This is a genomic window from Caulobacter sp. 05L422, from assembly GCF_056397765.1.
This window is the reverse complement of record NZ_JBFTOB010000019.1, coordinates 54,385-70,171: the sequence shown is the minus strand read 5'-3', so window position 1 is coordinate 70,171 and position 15,787 is coordinate 54,385. Positions and strand designations below refer to the sequence as shown.

The window sequence follows — 15,787 nt, the reverse complement described above, 5'->3', positions numbered from 1 at the left end:
GGTCCGGAAGGGTGAGGATCAAATCGGGTCGAGAAAGTTCAAGGCGTTGGAAACGCTGGAGTTCGTTCCCTATCCGCCGAGCGCAAACACCCTTCCCTCCCCTTCACGGGGAGGGAAAGCGCGATGAGCGGCTTCAATGCGCTTCCAGCGTCGTTTTCATCGCCGCGCAGCCGAGGTCCATGAAGCCGGCCACGCGCTCGGCCGCGTCGTGCGGCAGGAGGTCGGCGGTCCAGACGATGCGGCTGCCCTGTCCTTGCGCCAGCACCTGCATGGCGCCGTTGTGATGGCTCAGCAGTTGGCTGCCGACCACCGACCAGACCAGGCGGCGGGTCTCGTCGTCGACCGCGACGATAAGTTCGCGGGCGACCAAGCCGCCCGCGAAGGTGACGGTCCGGACGCCCTCCTCCACCACGCAGTCGGTCAGCACGCCGGGACACAGCCGCTGATGGACGTGGCCCCAGTCGCGCACGGCGTCCCAGACCCGGTCCGGGGCGAGCGCGACATCGACGGACTTGGTGACGGTGGCCATGGGAAATCTCCTTTTGAGCTTTCCCCGACTCTGGCAAATCCGCGCCGGGTCGGCTGGCGGGATCCGGACCCGGTCATCTGAGCCGCGAACGGTTCGTCGGCGCCAGGCGCAGGCGCTGGATCACGCCACGCCTCGACACCGCGCCGAACCCGTCGCCCAGCCCGGCCCGTTCGGCGCGGACCAGATGGTCGGCATGGGCCGCCGCGTCGGCGAAGCGGCCGATCCAGACCAGCGCCGGTTCACCCTCGCGCACCGGAAGGCGGGGAAAGGTGTTTTCAGCGTCCTCGATGATCATCCAGCCCAGGACCGACGCGCCGGCCGCCTCCAGGGCCGGCCGGACCTCGGCCTCGAACCGATCGGCGAAGCCGGGCTCCGGCGGGCCGTCCAGCGCCTGGATCGTCACGCCGATCAAAGACGCTGGACCCAGGTCCGCCCCAGCGGGCCGACGCGGCGGCAGGTCGAGGCGCGCGGTCTTCACCGGCGGCTTGAGCAGCAGGACGTCGTCATTGTCGGCCAGGGTGTCATTGGCGGCCTCGCGATGAGCCTGCCAGACCGGGCCGCCGTAGAAGCCCTCCAACGCCGTCTTGCGGGCCTGCATGCTCTCGAAGGCGCGCATCCAGACGAAGTGACCGGGCGCGTCCAGGTCGCGGAACTGGCCCAGCAGGCTCATGCCATGGGCCTCCTGGCTCTCGATGAACTCCCGCTCGAACAGCGTGACCAGGTCGTCGCGTCTCCCCGGCTTCATCCGGTACTGGCGCAGTTCGATCACCGGGCTCATGCCGCGTCCGCCATCCGCGTGAAGTCCATGATCCAGTTGGCTTCCCAGGTCGCGCCGCCGTCCAGCGAGAAGCTCTGGGTCCAGCGGGCCGAGCCTGGGGTGATGTCCGACCAGACGTAGCGGGCGCGGATCGGCCGGTCGCCGTCGACATCGTCGCCCTCGAACAGGCCGACGCCGCCCTCGAAGCGCCCGGTCACCGGCGCGTGCAGACGCCCCTCCAGGCTGCTGATCCACCAGATCGACCACAGGCCGGTCGCCAGGTCGAAGCTGCGCAGGGAGACGCCGGAAGAGCCGCGCTCGGGCATGGCGATCTCCTCGACATTGACCATGCCGCCCAGGCGAGGCTCGCAGGTCGCGGTGGCGTCGAAAGCGTCCCAGTCCTGGGAGGCCACATGGCGCTGCTTCAGCCGGCGATGGGCGATGCGCCAACGGCCGTGCAGGAAGTCGAAGTCGCGGGCGCCGGCGGGCGTCTCATTGGGAACGGTCATGCTGGCCTCTTCATCGCGGGTGACGACGGCCATGTAGACAGGTCCAACTGACATCTATTGTCAGGTATTTTCAGCTAGGATCGAAAACATGCGCTCAAGCCGCCTGCTCTCGATCCTGATGCTGCTGCAGACCCGGGGTCGCCTCACCGCCGAGGTCCTTGCCGAGGAATTCGAGGTCTCGGTGCGCACCATCTATCGCGACATCGACGCGCTCAGCCTGTCGGGCGCGCCCGTCTATGCCGATCGCGGTCCCGGCGGCGGCTTCGCTCTGCTGGACGGCTATCGCACCCGTCTGACCGGCCTGACAGACGCGGAGGCCGAGACCCTGTTCCTGGGCGGCCTGGCCGGCCCCGCCGCCCAACTGGGCCTGAGCGAGGCCATGGGCGTCGCCCAACTGAAGCTGCTGGCCGCCCTGCCCCCCGAACGTCAGGCGGCCGCCGAGCGGATCTCCAGCCGCTTCCACCTGGACCCGGTCGGCTGGTACCGCGACGCCGAGGAAGCCGCCCGCCTGCCGGCCCTGGCCCAGGCGGTCTGGACCTGTCGACGGATCGAAGTTCGCTACGACAGTTGGAAGGGCTTGGTGGAACGGATCCTGTCGCCGCTGGGCCTGATCCTCAAGGGCGGGACCTGGTACCTGGCGGCTCTGGCCTCAGGCGCCGAGCCGCGCGTCTACCGCGTCTCGAACATCCAGGCCCTGGTCGTGGGCGACGAGACGTTCGAGCGTCCGGCCGATTTCGATCTCGAAGCTTTCTGGACGGCCTCGACCCAGCGCTTCGAGGCCGAGATCTTCACGGGAGAAGCCCGCCTGCGCCTGACCCGCGCGGGCTTGAAGCGCCTGTCCTATCTCGGTGCGACCCAGGCCCGGATCGCGGCCGAGGCCCTGGCGGCGCTGGACGGCGAGACCTGCGAGGTCGTCGTGCCGATCGAGTCCGTCGACCACGCGGCGGCCGACTTCCTGCGCCTGGGCGTCGAGGCGCAGGTGCTGGAGCCGCCGGCGCTGCGTGAGCGCATGCGCCGGACGGCGGTCGAACTGGCCGGGATCTACGCCGACTAGGCCTTCGTCAGCTTGACCAGCTGCGTCAGGATCTTCTCGGCCGCGTCCAGTCGCTGGGCCGGGGTGTCCCACTCGCCCTTGACCACCACCTTCTGGTCGGGGCGCACCTTCCAGACGATGTTGTTCTTGGCCACGAACTGCATCAGGGCCAGCGGCTCGGCGTAGATGTCGTTGCGGAAGCTGGCGACCGCGCCCTTGGGGCCGACGTCGATCTTGGCGACATTGGCCTCGCGGCACAGGCCCTTGATGGCGACCACCTTCAGCAGGCTGTCGGTCTCGGGCGGCAGCGGGCCGAAGCGGTCGATCATCTCGGCGGCCAGCGCCTCGCGGTCGGCGGCCTTCTCGGCTTCCGACAGGCGGCGATAGAGCGACAGGCGCACGTTGAGGTCGGGCACGTAGTCGTCGGGGATCATCACGGCCGCGCCGGTGTTGATCTGCGGCGACCATCCGCGGTCCTCCAGCAGGGCCTCGGCCCCCTGGCGCTCGCGCAGCTCGGCGACGGCGTCCTCCAGCATCTGCTGGTACAGCTCGACGCCGATCTCCTTGATGTGGCCGCTCTGCTCGTCGCCCAGCAGGTTGCCGCCGCCGCGTTGGTCCAGGTCGTGCGAGGCCAGCTGGAAGCCGGCGCCCAGGCTGTCCAACGACTGCAGCACCTTCAGGCGCTTCTCGGCCGACAAGGTGATCTGCTTCTCCGCCGGCGTGGTCAGATAGGCGTAGGCGCGGGCCTTGGAGCGGCCCACCCGACCCCGGATCTGGTAGAGCTGGGCCAGGCCGAACATGTCGGCGCGGTGGACGATCAGGGTGTTGGCGGACGGGATATCCAGGCCGCTCTCGACGATGGTCGTGGCCAGGAGCACGTCGTACTGGCCCTCGTAGAAGGCCGTCATCACGTCTTCCAGCTGGGTCGGGGCCATTTGCCCATGCCCGACCACGTACTTGACCTCGGGCACCTGGGTGCGGAGGAACTTCTCGATGTCCTCCAGGTCCTTGATGCGCGGCACCACGTAATAGGCCTGGCCGCCGCGATACTTCTCGCGCAGCAGGGCCTCGCGCAGGGTGACCGGATCGAAAGGGCTGATGTAGGTGCGCACCGCCAGGCGGTCGACCGGCGGGGTGGCGATGATCGACATTTCCCGGATGCCGCTGAGCGCCATCTGCAGGGTGCGCGGGATCGGCGTGGCGGTCAGGGTCAGCATGTGCACGTCGGCGCGAAGCTCCTTGAGCTTCTCCTTGTGCTTGACCCCGAAGTGCTGCTCCTCGTCGACGATGACCAGGCCCAGGTCCTTGAACGACACCTGCTTGGACAGGATGGCGTGGGTGCCGACCACGATCTCGAACTGGCCGTTGGCCAGGCCGTCGCGGGTCTCGGCCGCCTCCTTGCCGGTGACCAGGCGCGACAGGCGGGTGACCTTGACCGGCCAGCCCTGGAAGCGGTCCTTGAAGGTCTTGTAGTGCTGGCGGGCCAGAAGCGTGGTCGGGCAGACGATGGCCACCTGCTTGCCGCTCATCGCCACCACGAAGGCGGCGCGCAGGGCGACCTCGGTCTTGCCGAAGCCGACGTCGCCGCAGATCAGCCGGTCCATCGGCTTGCCGGACGATAGGTCTTCCAAGACGTCGTGGATGGCCGACAGCTGGTCGTCGGTCTCCTCGTAGGGGAAGCGGGCGCAGAACTCGTCGAACACGCCGTGCGGCGGGTCGGTCTCTTCGACCGACTTCAGCTGGCGGGCGGCGGCGATCTGGATCAGGCCCTCGGCCATGACCCGCAGGCGTTCCTTGGCCTTGGCCTTGCGCCCCTGCCAGGCCGCGCCGCCCAGCTTGTCCAGCTGGACGTTCTCGGCGTCGGTCCCGTAGCGGGTCAGCAGGTCGATGTTCTCGACCGGCAGGTAGAGCTTGGCCTCGCCGCCGTACAGCAGATCCAGGCAGTCGTGCGGCGCGCCCTGGACGTCCAGGGTCTTGAGGCCCTCGTAGCGGCCGATGCCGTGGTCGATGTGGACGACCAGATCGCCGGGCGTCAGGGCGCTGGCCTCGGCCAGGAAGTTGGCGGCGCGGCGCTTCTTGCGCGGCCGGGCCAGGCGATCCCCAAGAATGTCGGTCTCGGAGATGACCGCCAGGTTTTCGGTCTCGAAGCCGTTGTCCAGCGGCAGGACCACCCGTTGCGGGGTCTTGGGATCGTTGGCCTTGGCCGCCTGCCAATAGGCGGCGTAGGGGATCTTCTTCAGGCCGTGGTCGGCCAGCATGGTCCCCAGGCGCTCGGACGAGCCCTCGGACCACGAGGCGAACAACACGCGTTTCCCCTCCCCGGCCAGCTTCCTGGCGTGGTCGGCGGTGGCCTCGAACAGGTTGACGCTGTCCTGGGCCCGCTCGGCGGCGAAGGTGCGGCCCAGTTTCGCGCCCAGGTCGACGACGTCCAGGCCCTGGGGCTGGAACGGCGTGAACTTGCGGTTCGGGCGGTCCTCGACGGCCTGGTCCCATTCCTTGGCGGTCAGGTAGAGCGCGTCGGGCGCCAGCGGGCGATAGGCCGACTTGCGGTCGGCCGAGGCGCGGGCGTCATAGGCGTCGGCGATCATCGCCAGGCGCTCGTCGCGGCTCTCGGCGACCTGGTGGTCGACGCCGATCAGGGCGCCGTCCGGCAGATAGTCGAACAGGGTCGCCATCCGCTCGTAGAACAGCGGCAGCCAGTGCTCCAGCCCGGCGCGGCGGCCGCCCTCGCTGACGGTGGCGTACAGGGGATCGTCGCCCGGCGCGCCGAACGCGCGGATATAGCCGTTGCGGAACCGGGCGATGCCTTCCTTGTCCAGCAGGGCCTCGCTGACCGGCAGCAACTGGATCTCGCGAAGCTGCTTGGTCGAGCGCTGGGTTTCCGGATCGAAGGCGCGGATGCTCTCCAGGGTGTCGCCGAACAGGTCCAGGCGCACCGGCTCCTCGGCGGCCGGCGGGAACACGTCGATGACGCCGCCGCGGATGGCGAACTCGCCGCGTTCCGACACGGTCGAGGCCCGGCTGTAGCCGTTGATCGCGAAATAGCGTTCCAGATCCGCCACATCGACGGAATTGCCGACCTTGGCCGAATAGCTGGCGCGCAGCAGCACGGCCTTCTCGGGCACCCGCTGCAGCAGGGCCGGCGCGGCGGTGACCAGCATCGCCGGCTTGTCCTTGCCCAGACCCTCGGCCAGGCGATGCAGGGTGGCCATGCGCACGGCCGCGACACCCGCCGACGGACCKATGCGGTCGTACGGGAGGCAGTCCCACGACGGGAACAGCACCGCCTCGATCTCGGGCGCGAAGAACTTCAGGGCGTCGATGAAGGCGCTGGCCCGGGCGGTGTCGCGGGCCACGAAAGCGGTCAGCCCGCCGCGCGACCGGGCGATGTCGGCCATGACCAACGCGTCGAAGCCTTCCGGCGCGCCTGCGAGGGTCAGGCTGCCGGAAGCCTTGGCGATCTGTTTGGCGTCGTAGGCCATGCAACTCTTCGAAGGTTGAGCCAGCGACAACGCCGCCGGTACTGATGCTGTTGCCCGAAAACGGTCGGGCGGAGCCGCTACATCCCGTCGCCGATCGGCCGCGAAGCATGAGCTTCGTAGCGGAAGGTCTTGATAAGGTTCAGGACATCGGTGTCGAACTTGGCCGGAGTCGGCTCCTGGCCGACGATCCAGGCGTAGATTTCGCGATCCGACTCCTCCATCAGCGTTTCGAACGTATCCAGCTGCTCGGGGGTCAGCTTGGGGCCATGGGTGTCCGCGAACGGCCCCAGAATGAGGTCCGCTTCCCGAAATCCGCGATGCCAGGCCCGGAACTTCAGCCGCCGGAGGCGGGAGTCGTGATCGATGGTCATGTGACCGGGGATATAGAGCGCTACAGGGTCTTGCGCCAGCCGCGCATTGACCGTCATCCGCCGGCCCTGTAGGCGCGGGCCATGGCCTCGCTGATGATCCAGGGCTGCGGTTCGGACGTGGGCAAGTCGACCCTGGTGGCGGGCTTGTGCCGGCTGTTCGCCAATCGTGGTCTGGTCGTGCGGCCGTTCAAGCCGCAGAACATGTCCAACAACGCCGCGGTGACCGCCGACGGGGGCGAGATCGGCCGGGCCCAGGCCCTGCAGGCCCTGGCCTGCCGCACGCCGCCGACCGTCCACATGAACCCGGTGCTGCTGAAGCCGCAAAGCGACGTCGGGGCCCAGGTGGTGGTGCGGGGCAAGGTGGTCGGGAACTACAAGGCCCGCGCCTTCCAGGGGCTGAAGCCGGACCTGCTGGCCACCACGGTCGAGAGTTATCGCCTGCTGGCCGCCGAGGCCCACCTGGTCCTGGTCGAGGGCGCCGGCAGTCCGGCCGAGACCAACCTGCGCCAGGGCGACATCGCTAACATGGGCTTCGCCCATGCCGCCGACGTGCCCGTCGCCCTGGTCGGCGACATCGACCGGGGGCATGTGATCGCCGCCCTGGCCGGGGCCCACCTGGTGCTGGACGCGGCCGACCGCGATCGCATCAAGGGCTTCATCATCAATAAGTTCCGCGGCGATCCTTCGCTGTTCGACGACGGCCGGCGCGAGATTGTCGCCCGCACCGGTTGGCCTGACCTGGGCATGGCGCCGTGGCTGGCCCCGGCCCGCGCCCTGCCCGCCGAGGACGCCGTGGTGCTGGAGCGCCCGGTTCGCGCCGACGGCGACAGGCGCGTGCGGATCGTCGTGCCGATGCTGTCGCGGATCGCCAATTTCGACGAGTTCGACCCGCTGCGGGCTGATCCGGACATCGACTTCGCCTTCCTGCCGCCCGGCACGCCCGTGCCTGGCGACGCCGACCTGGTGATCATTCCAGGCACCAAGGCCACCCTGGCGGACCTGGCCTTCCTGCGCGCCCACGGTTGGGACATAGACATCCTGGCCCATGTGCGGCGCGGCGGACGGGTGCTGGGCGTCTGCGGCGGCTACCAGATGCTGGGCAAGACGGTGTCGGACCCCGAGGGCATCGAAGGCGCGGTGGGCTCGGCCCCCGGCCTGGGCCTGTTGGACGTCGACACCGTGCTGCTGGGCGACAAGGTGCTGCGGGCGACATCCGGCCGCTTGCTGGACGGCGACGCGCCTTTCTCCGGCTACGAGATGCACATCGGCCGGACGACCGGTCCAGGAACGGCGACACCGATGCTGGCCCTCGACGGCGGCGTGGCGGACGGCGCGGTCTCGGCCGACGGCCGGGTCTGCGGCGCCTATGTCCACGGCCTGTTCGAGCGGGGCGAGGCCCGTGCGGCTTTGCTGGCCCCGCTGGGCCTGGCGATGACGCCGCGCGACCACGCGGCCACCGTCGACGCGGCGCTGGATGAGATCGCCGCGATGCTGGAGCGTTCGCTGGACATCGAGGCGATCGCGCGGATCGCGGGGCTGTAGACACCCTCACGTCCTCACCCGGCTGTCATCTCGGGCGGAGCGAAGCGTAGACCCGGGACCGACGCCTGAGCGCATGCGCTTGTGGCGGTCCCGGATCGGCGCGCTGCGCGCTTGTCCGGGATGACAACCTTGGTGGGGGCGATGGGTTTCGGTAGCCTTGTCACCTTCCCCCGAGCCAAGATGGTCTCAAGATTCTCCCGAGGCCCCGCCGCATGACGACCGCCCATCCCCGTGGAATCTCGGCCCTGCGCGCCTTCCTCAAGAGCGAGTCCGCCGGCGGGCTGCTGCTGATGGGCTCGGCGGCCCTGGCGCTGATCGTCGCCAATTCGCCGCTGGCCGAGGGCTATTTCCACGTCCTGCACGTCTATCTCGGCGGTCTGAGCATCGCCCACTGGGTCAATGACGGCCTGATGGCGGTGTTCTTCCTGCTGGTGGGGCTGGAGATCAAACGCGAGACCGTCGACGGCGAGCTGTCCAGCTGGTCGCGGCGCGTGCTGCCGGGCGTCGCGGCCCTGGGCGGGATGATCGTTCCGGCCCTGATCTACGTGGCGGTCAATCTGCAGACCCCGGCCAACCTGCGCGGCTGGGCCATTCCGGCCGCCACCGACATCGCCTTCGCCCTGGGCGTGCTGTCGCTGCTGGGATCGCGCGTGCCGGGCTCGCTGAAGATCTTCCTAGCCGCCCTGGCGATCATCGACGACCTGGGCGCGATCCTGATCATCGCCATCTTCTACACCGACCACCTGACCCTCTGGGCCCTGGGCGGGGCGGCCGCGACTCTGGTCGTACTCGTGGCGATGAACCGCTTCAAGGTGATGAGCCTGTGGCCGTATCTGCTTGTCGGCGCTGGACTTTGGTTCTTCTTCCTCAAGTCCGGCGTCCACGCCACCCTGGCCGGGGTGATCCTGGCCATGACCATCCCGATCACCAAGTCGCCGGCTCGGCCGGACGACGAGCACTCGCCGCTGCACCGGCTGGAGCACGGCCTGGCGCCGTGGGTGGGCTATCTGGTGGTGCCGGTGTTCGGTTTCGCCAACGCCGGCGTCGCCCTGGGCCAGGTCGGCCTGGCCGAGCTGACGGCGCCCGCCACCCTGGGCGCGTCGCTGGGCCTGTTCCTGGGCAAGATGATCGGGGTGAGCCTGTTCTGCCTGGCTGCGATCAGGCTGGGCTGGGCCCAACGTCCCAGCGGCGCGTCCTGGACCCAGCTGTTCGGCGTCTCGGCCCTGTGCGGCATCGGCTTCACCATGAGCCTGTTCATCAACAACCTGGCCTTCGACGCCCCGATCCTGCAGGACGAGACCAAGATCGGCGTGCTGGTCGGTTCGTTGTTGTCGGCCCTGCTGGGCTGGTTGATCTTCAGCCTGGCGCCGCGCCCGCGCGACCCCCACATTTCGAGTGAAGCCTGATCCAGGAGGAGCCTCCCATGCGCGTCGCCCTCGTTTCCGCCGTTCTGTTGTTGGGCGCGGCCCAGCCCGCCCTCTCCGCCCCGGCCGTTTCGTCGGTCAAGGTCTCCATCGGCCCGGCCCTGGCCGACAAGGTCGACGAGATCGGCCAGCGTGACCTCGACATCCTGACCTCCCAACTGCAACGCACCGTCGAAAGGCGGCTTCCGTCGCGCGCCGACGGCGGGACGCTGACCCTGGTCATCGACGACGCCCGGCCCAACCGGCCCACGCCCCAGCAACTGATGACCACCCAGGGGCTGTCGATGGAGAGCTTCGGCATCGGCGGGGCGCGGATCAGCGGCGACTATGTCGACGCGGCCGGCGCCCGCACGCCGATCGCCTACAGCTGGTACGGCGACGACATCCGCTGGGCCCGCTACGGCTCGACCTGGCAGGACGCCGAGCAGGCCTTCGACCGTTTCGCGGTCCGTCTGGCCAAGGATCAGTTCGGCGACGCGCGCTGAGCTCGGCGTTTCCGAGGCCTCTTGCCAGCCGTCGCGACACGGCGTCTGATCGCTGTTCATAAACGCGGGGGCAGCCCGCTTTCGGCGAGGAACGCATGACCGGACGGCGCTCATCCTGGACCCTGGCGGCCTTCGCCGCGCCCAGCCTGCCCCTGGCCGCCCTGGGCCTGCCCTTGGTGGTCTATCTGCCGGAATACTATGTCAGCGAGCTGGGCCTTTCGCTGTCGGTGGTCGGCTCGGCCTTCCTGCTGGTGCGGGTGGCCGACATCATCCTGGACCCGATCCTGGGCGGCATGATGGACCGCACGCGAACCCGGATCGGCCGATTCAGGCCCTGGCTGGCGGCGGCCGCGCCCGTGCTGATGCTGGCGGCCTATTTCCTGTTCATGGCCAAGCCCGGAATCGGGCCGCTCTATCTCTGGGGCTGGCTGGTCGTCTGCTATGTCGGCTACTCGATGGCGGTGCTGTCGCACACCGCCTGGGGCGCGGTGCTGTCGCCGGACTACCAGCAGCGATCACGCGTCTACGGCTGGTGGAGCGCCGGCAACGTGGTCGGGATGATCCTGGTCCTGCTGCTGCCGCCGATCCTGGCCGTGATCTACAAGGGCAATCACGCGGCCGGCGTCCAGGCCATGGGCTGGTTCATCATCGCCCTGCTGCCGCTGACCTTCCTGCTGGCCATGAAGGTGGTGGGCGAAACCAATGTCCCGCCGGTCAAGCACGAGGCCGGCCTCAAGCAATATGTCGACCTGCTCAAGCGCCCGTCGGTGCGGACCCTGCTGTTCGCCGACCTGCTGATGGGTCTGGCGCCGGGCATCACCGGGGCGCTGTTCTTCTTCTTCTTCGAGCGCATCAAGGGCTTCGACAAGGCCTCGGCCGGCATCCTGCTGCTGATCTATTTCGTCGCCGCCCTGGGCGGATCGCCGATCTGGCCGGCCCTGGCCAAGAAGATCGGCAAGCACAAAGCCCTGGCCATCGCGGCCGTGATCTACGCCCTCGTCCAGGTGGTGACGGTGTTCACGCCCCGGTACGACGGCGGGTCGTATCTCAGCCCCCCGATGCTGCTGGGCATGGTGATCCTGGTGCTGGCCGGCCTGCCCTATTCCGCCGCCCCGCTGCTGGTGCGTTCGATGATGGCCGACCTGGGCGACGAGGAGCGGCTGGCCAGCGGCGTGGACCGCACCGGCCTGCTCTACGCCATCGTCAACGGCACGGTGAAGCTGGGCTACGCCCTGGCGGTCGGGGTGTTCCTGGTGCTGGCGCAACTGGGCTTCGACCCGAAGGTTCCCAGCGCCCAGGGCGACACGGCCTTGATCGTCCTCTACGCCGTGGCCCCGGCCGCGCTTGGCCTGCTGGTGTGCGCGGTCATCCTGCGCTATCGCCTGGACGAGACCGCCCATGCCGAGATCCGCCGTCAGCTCGACGCGCGGGACGCGGCCGAGCCCCTTCCCAGTCCGAGCCCGGAACCGCATGTCTCTCCCCTCGCAGCCCCAAAGCCCGCCGCTGAATGATCCCCGCGAGAAGGATCAGCATCCGCTCTTCACCCTGATCGACATCATGGCCAAGCTGCGCGATCCCGACGGCGGCTGTCCGTGGGACCAGGAGCAGACCTTCGCCACGGTCGCGCCCTACACGGTCGAGGAGGCCTACGAGGTCGCCGACGCCATCGAGCGCAACGACCTGTCGGACCTGAAGGAAGAGCTGGGCGACCTGCTGCTGCAGGTGGTGTTCCATTCGCGCATGGCCGAGGAACAGGGCGTGTTCGACCTGGCCGGCGTGGCCCGCGCGATCAACGACAAGATGGTGCGCCGCCATCCGCATGTGTTCGGCGACCATTCGTATGATGACCTCGACGCCCAGGTCGCCGGCTGGGAGACGCTGAAGGCCCAGGAACGCAAGGCCAAGGCCAAGGGCGGCGTGCTGGACGACGTGCCCGCCGGCCTCCCCGCCATGACCCGCGCCGTCAAGCTGACCAAGCGCGCCGCCCGGGTCGGCTTCGACTGGCCCTCGACCGACGAGGTGCTGGACAAGCTGGCCGAGGAAGTCGCCGAGCTGAAGGTCGAGATCGCCGCCGGCGACAAGGCCAAGGCCCGCGAGGAGCTGGGCGACCTGCTGTTCGTGGTCGCCAACCTGGCCCGCAAGCTGGACGTCGAGCCCGAGGACGCCCTGCGCGCCACCAACGCCAAGTTCGTCCGGCGCTTCGCCTTCATCGAGGCCGAGCTGGCCAAGGACGGCCGCACCCCGGATCAGTCGGACCTGGCCGAGATGGACGGCCTGTGGAACGCGGCCAAGGCGGCGGAGCGGAAGTAGCTACGGTTGGGGACATGCACTTGTGCGTGTCCCCAGGTCCTAGCGCGTTGGGGACACGCACAAGTGCATGTCCCCGTTTCTAGAACGCCGGCCAATCGTCCAAACCATCGATCTCGCGCCAGGCCCGGACGCAGGCGTTGACCGGGTCCTTGCCCACGAAGATCGCCGCCTCGGCCCAGCGGCGGCGTAGCAGGCCGACCAGCGGCTTGCCGTTCTGGTTGATCCACTTGCGCATCTCGTCGGGCACGGCGGTCTTCTCGCCGGCGTTCAGCTTGCGCAGCATCGTCGAGGTGCGCAGCGCGCCGTCGCCCAGATTGTAGGTCCACGAGATCAGGGCGGCGGCCTCGTAGACCAGCAGCGGGATCCGGACGCGGGTGTGCACGTCCATGGCCGCGCGCTTCATGTCGCGCATCAGCAACTTGACGGCCTGGACCTCGGTGACGGCCGGGGTGGTCGGCGTCACGGCCTTGCCGGCCGCGTCGCGGATCGTGCCGTAGCCGATCGTCCAGGTGCCGCCCGGCAGCGCGCCGTTGTCGTCGTAGGGCTGGGCGAAGAAGCCCTCCACCCGCTTGACGACAACCGTGGCGGCGTCCGGCACCGTCACGCCGTCCCAGGGATCGTTGGCCATGCTCGCGCTCCGAATGCGGGGTTCGGAGTGTTCACCCTCAGGGCGAGCGCGGCAAGCGGGGAAAGATCAGTCGCCGGTCGCCATGATCCAGACGTCGGGGAACTGGCGTTCGAACCGGCCCAGGGCCTGGGCGTCGAGACGGGCGATCAAGCGCACGCCGCCCTCGTCCTCGTCCTCGCGGCTCTCCACGCGGCCGTTGCGGTAGATCCAGGCCAGGGCCTCGCCGTCCTTGGCCGCCAGACGCACCGCCACCGGCGGCGTGTCGTCGATCAGGCCGCCGACCCGCTTGAGCAGTTCGGCGCAGCCCTCGCCGGTGACGGCCGAGACGGGCGACGCCTCCTGCCGGCGGGCCTGACCCTCGAGGATTTCGCGGGCCTCGCCCTCGACCAGGTCGATCTTGTTCCAGACCTCGATCAGGGTCTTGCCGTCGACCTCGTCGCCGTCGTCGCCAAGGACCTTCAGCTCGGTCAGCACCTTCTGGACGTCGCGGGCCTGGGCGTCGGTGTCCGGATTGGCCACGTCGCGCACGTGCAGCACCACGTCGGCCTCCTGCACCTCCTCGAGGGTGGCGCGGAAGGCCTCGACCAGTTCGTGCGGCAGGTCGGAGATGAAGCCGACGGTGTCGGACAGGATCGCCGGCCGCCCGTCGGGCAGCTTCACGGTGCGCAGGGTCGGGTCCAGGGTCGCGAACAGCATGTCCTGGGCCACGACCGTGGCATTGGTCAGGCGGTTGAACAGCGTCGACTTGCCGGCGTTGGTGTAGCCCACCAGGGCCACGGTCGGGTACGGCACCTTCTTGCGGGCGCTGCGGTGCAGGGTGCGGGTGCGCCGCACCTCGTCCAGCTCGCGCTTGAGCTTGATGATGACGCCGGCGATCAGGCGGCGGTCCAGCTCGATCTGGGTTTCGCCGGGACCGCCGGTGTTGCCGGTGCCGCCGCGCTGGCGCTCCAGGTGGGTCCAGGTGCGGACCAGGCGCGAGCGTTCGTAGTCCAGCCGCGCCAACTCGACCTGCAGCTTGCCCTCACGGGTGCGGGCCCGGCGGGCGAAGATCTCGAGGATCAGGCCCGTGCGGTCGACGACCTTGACGTTCAGGGCCCGTTCGAGATTGCGCTGCTGGACCGGGGTCAGCTGGTCGTCGAACACCGCGACGTCGATCTTCTCGACCTCGCAGATGGCGGCGAACTCCTCGATCTTGCCCTTGCCGAACAGGGTGGCGGGCGTGACCAGGCGCAGGGGTGCGATCGTGGTCTCGACGACCTCGAGATCGAGGGCGACGGCCAAGCCGACGGCCTCCTCGAGACGCACGTTAGGGTCGCGCGCCTCGAGGACCGATTGGCCGCGCGTCGGACGCACGGGATGGATCACGAAGGCCCGCAGAACCGGGATAGCGTGGTCGATGGACTTGGAAGTGGATTTGGTCAAACGCTAAGGATCAATCGTCTTGATCAGCGCTCGGCTCGTACAGCTGCACGGGCTGGGCCGGCATGATCGTCGAAATGGCGTGCTTGTAAACCAGCTGGGACTGGCCGTCGCGGCGGAGCAGGACGCAGAAATTGTCGAACCAGCTGACAACGCCCTGCAGCTTCACGCCGTTCACCAGGAAGATGGTCAGCGGCGTCTTCGACTTGCGCACGCTGTTCAGGAAGGTGTCCTGAAGGTTCTGTTTTTTTTCGGTCGACATGGGGATTCCCCTCTTATTGTTTCGGAGGGCCACACGCCCCCCACACAAACAAGTTCAGACTAAAGCATTTTTCGCCGGTTGGTATGACCAATCAGCGAAGAAAGTGCGCTAACGCCCTTAAACCTAGACTATCGATCTAGATCGCGGCCGCCTTGGCGCGCTCGATATAGAGACGCCGAAGCCGCGTCGCCACCGGTCCAGGCGTTCCATCGCCGATTTGCGCGCCATCGACGCTGACGATCGGCAGCACCAGGGTGCCCGCGCCGGTGATGAAGGCCTCCCTGGCGGCCTTGGCCTCCTCCACCGTGAACGGCTGCTCGGCGATCGGCAGGCCGGCCTCGGCGATCACCTCCAGCAGGCTGGAGCGGGTGATGCCGCGCAGGATGTTGGCCTGGGTGTCGCGGGTGCGCAGCCGGCCCTCGGCGTCGACGATCCAGGCGTTGGACGAGGCGCCTTCGGTGACCAGGCCCAACTCGTCGACGAACCAGGCTTCGACCGCGCCGCGCTCGCGGGCCGCCTGCTTGGCCAATCCGTTGGGCAGCAGGCCGATCGACTTGATGTCGCAGCGGCCCCAGCGGTTCTCGGGCACGGTGATCACCGACTGGCCCTTGGCGGCCTTGGCCTCGGCGGCCACGCGGTCGACGCTCTTGGCGGTGACCACCACGGCCGGCGGCACGGCCGGATTGGGGAAGGCGTGGTCGCGCGGGGCGACGCCGCGGGTCACCTGCAGATAGACCATGCCCTCGCGCACCTTGTTGCGGCGGATGGTCTCGCGCAGCACCACGGTCAGGGCCTTTTCGCTCATCGGATGGGCGATGCGCAGTTCGTCCAGGCTGCGCCACAGCCGCGTGAAGTGCCCCGCCGCGTCGGCCAGCTTGCCGCCGAACACCGCCCACACCTCGTAGACGCCGTCGGCCAGCTGATAGCCGCGATCCTCGATATGCACGGCGGCCTCGCCATGGCGCACGAACCGGCCGTTCACATAGGCGAAACGCGACATCTACAGTTCCTTCAGGCGTGATCGGCAAGCGTGGCC

The 15,787-nt window shown here is 68.8% G+C and carries 15 protein-coding genes; 6 read left to right on the top strand and 9 right to left on the bottom strand.

The window, feature by feature from the left end; genetic code table 11:
• Positions 1-133 precede the first annotated feature (133 nt).
• The 3 genes from AC1DMQ_RS18070 to AC1DMQ_RS18060 form a co-directional block, all read right to left on the bottom strand.
• Positions 134-529, bottom strand: coding sequence for an SRPBCC family protein (locus tag AC1DMQ_RS18070; RefSeq protein WP_477034940.1), 396 nt, complete (start codon positions 527-529; stop codon positions 134-136).
• Positions 530-602: 73 nt separating this feature from the next.
• Positions 603-1,307: an NIPSNAP family protein gene (locus AC1DMQ_RS18065; RefSeq protein ID WP_477034939.1), complete on the bottom strand. Its 705-nt coding sequence runs from the start codon at positions 1,305-1,307 to the stop codon at positions 603-605.
• Entirely contained in the window at positions 1,304-1,828 is a 525-nt protein-coding gene (locus AC1DMQ_RS18060) for a DUF1579 domain-containing protein (protein ID WP_477034938.1), read from the bottom strand. The genes AC1DMQ_RS18065 and AC1DMQ_RS18060 overlap by 4 nt, the downstream gene beginning before the upstream one ends.
• A 55-nt stretch (positions 1,829-1,883) precedes the next feature.
• Between AC1DMQ_RS18060 and AC1DMQ_RS18055 the strand changes: the two genes are divergently transcribed.
• Positions 1,884-2,849, top strand: a complete 966-nt coding sequence (locus AC1DMQ_RS18055; protein ID WP_477034937.1) for a helix-turn-helix transcriptional regulator — start codon at positions 1,884-1,886, stop codon at positions 2,847-2,849.
• On the opposite strand, the gene mfd is transcribed toward AC1DMQ_RS18055, so the two are convergent.
• Positions 2,846-6,310, bottom strand: coding sequence for a transcription-repair coupling factor (gene mfd, locus AC1DMQ_RS18050; protein ID WP_477034936.1), 3,465 nt, complete (start codon positions 6,308-6,310; stop codon positions 2,846-2,848). The genes AC1DMQ_RS18055 and mfd overlap by 4 nt on opposite strands.
• Before the next feature lie 77 nt (positions 6,311-6,387).
• A complete protein-coding gene (locus AC1DMQ_RS18045) occupies positions 6,388-6,681 on the bottom strand; it encodes an FAD assembly factor SdhE (protein ID WP_477034993.1) in 294 nt (97 codons plus the stop codon).
• An 81-nt stretch (positions 6,682-6,762) separates the two neighbouring features.
• On the opposite strand from AC1DMQ_RS18045, the gene AC1DMQ_RS18040 reads away from it, so the two are divergent.
• From AC1DMQ_RS18040 to mazG, 5 genes are all read left to right on the top strand, one after another.
• Positions 6,763-8,223: a cobyric acid synthase gene (locus AC1DMQ_RS18040; RefSeq protein ID WP_477034935.1), complete on the top strand. Its 1,461-nt coding sequence runs from the start codon at positions 6,763-6,765 to the stop codon at positions 8,221-8,223.
• Between the two features lie 212 nt (positions 8,224-8,435).
• A complete protein-coding gene (gene nhaA, locus AC1DMQ_RS18035) occupies positions 8,436-9,629 on the top strand; it encodes a Na+/H+ antiporter NhaA (protein ID WP_477034934.1) in 1,194 nt (397 codons plus the stop codon).
• 17 nt (positions 9,630-9,646) lie between these two features.
• A complete protein-coding gene (locus AC1DMQ_RS18030) occupies positions 9,647-10,132 on the top strand; it encodes a hypothetical protein (protein WP_477034933.1) in 486 nt (161 codons plus the stop codon).
• Positions 10,133-10,227: 95 nt separating this feature from the next.
• On the top strand, positions 10,228-11,643 hold the full coding sequence (locus AC1DMQ_RS18025; protein WP_477034932.1) for an MFS transporter: 1,416 nt from the start codon (positions 10,228-10,230) through the stop codon (positions 11,641-11,643).
• Complete coding sequence (gene mazG / locus AC1DMQ_RS18020; RefSeq protein ID WP_477034931.1) at positions 11,603-12,442, top strand: nucleoside triphosphate pyrophosphohydrolase; 840 nt, start codon at positions 11,603-11,605, stop codon at positions 12,440-12,442. The genes AC1DMQ_RS18025 and mazG overlap by 41 nt, the downstream gene beginning before the upstream one ends.
• Before the next feature lie 79 nt (positions 12,443-12,521).
• Here mazG and AC1DMQ_RS18015 read toward each other — a convergent pair whose 3' ends face one another.
• From AC1DMQ_RS18015 to AC1DMQ_RS18000, 4 genes are all read right to left on the bottom strand, one after another.
• A complete protein-coding gene (locus tag AC1DMQ_RS18015) occupies positions 12,522-13,070 on the bottom strand; it encodes a lysozyme (RefSeq protein ID WP_477034930.1) in 549 nt (182 codons plus the stop codon).
• Between the two features lie 66 nt (positions 13,071-13,136).
• Entirely contained in the window at positions 13,137-14,492 is a 1,356-nt protein-coding gene (gene hflX / locus AC1DMQ_RS18010) for a GTPase HflX (RefSeq protein ID WP_477034929.1), read from the bottom strand.
• Positions 14,493-14,502: 10 nt separating this feature from the next.
• Positions 14,503-14,751: an RNA chaperone Hfq gene (gene hfq, locus AC1DMQ_RS18005; RefSeq protein WP_012286640.1), complete on the bottom strand. Its 249-nt coding sequence runs from the start codon at positions 14,749-14,751 to the stop codon at positions 14,503-14,505.
• 136 nt (positions 14,752-14,887) lie between these two features.
• Positions 14,888-15,751 carry a D-amino-acid transaminase gene (locus AC1DMQ_RS18000; RefSeq protein ID WP_477034928.1) on the bottom strand — a complete coding sequence of 288 codons (864 nt, stop codon included), beginning with the start codon at positions 15,749-15,751 and terminating at the stop codon, positions 14,888-14,890.
• Between the last annotated feature and the right edge of the window lie 36 nt (positions 15,752-15,787).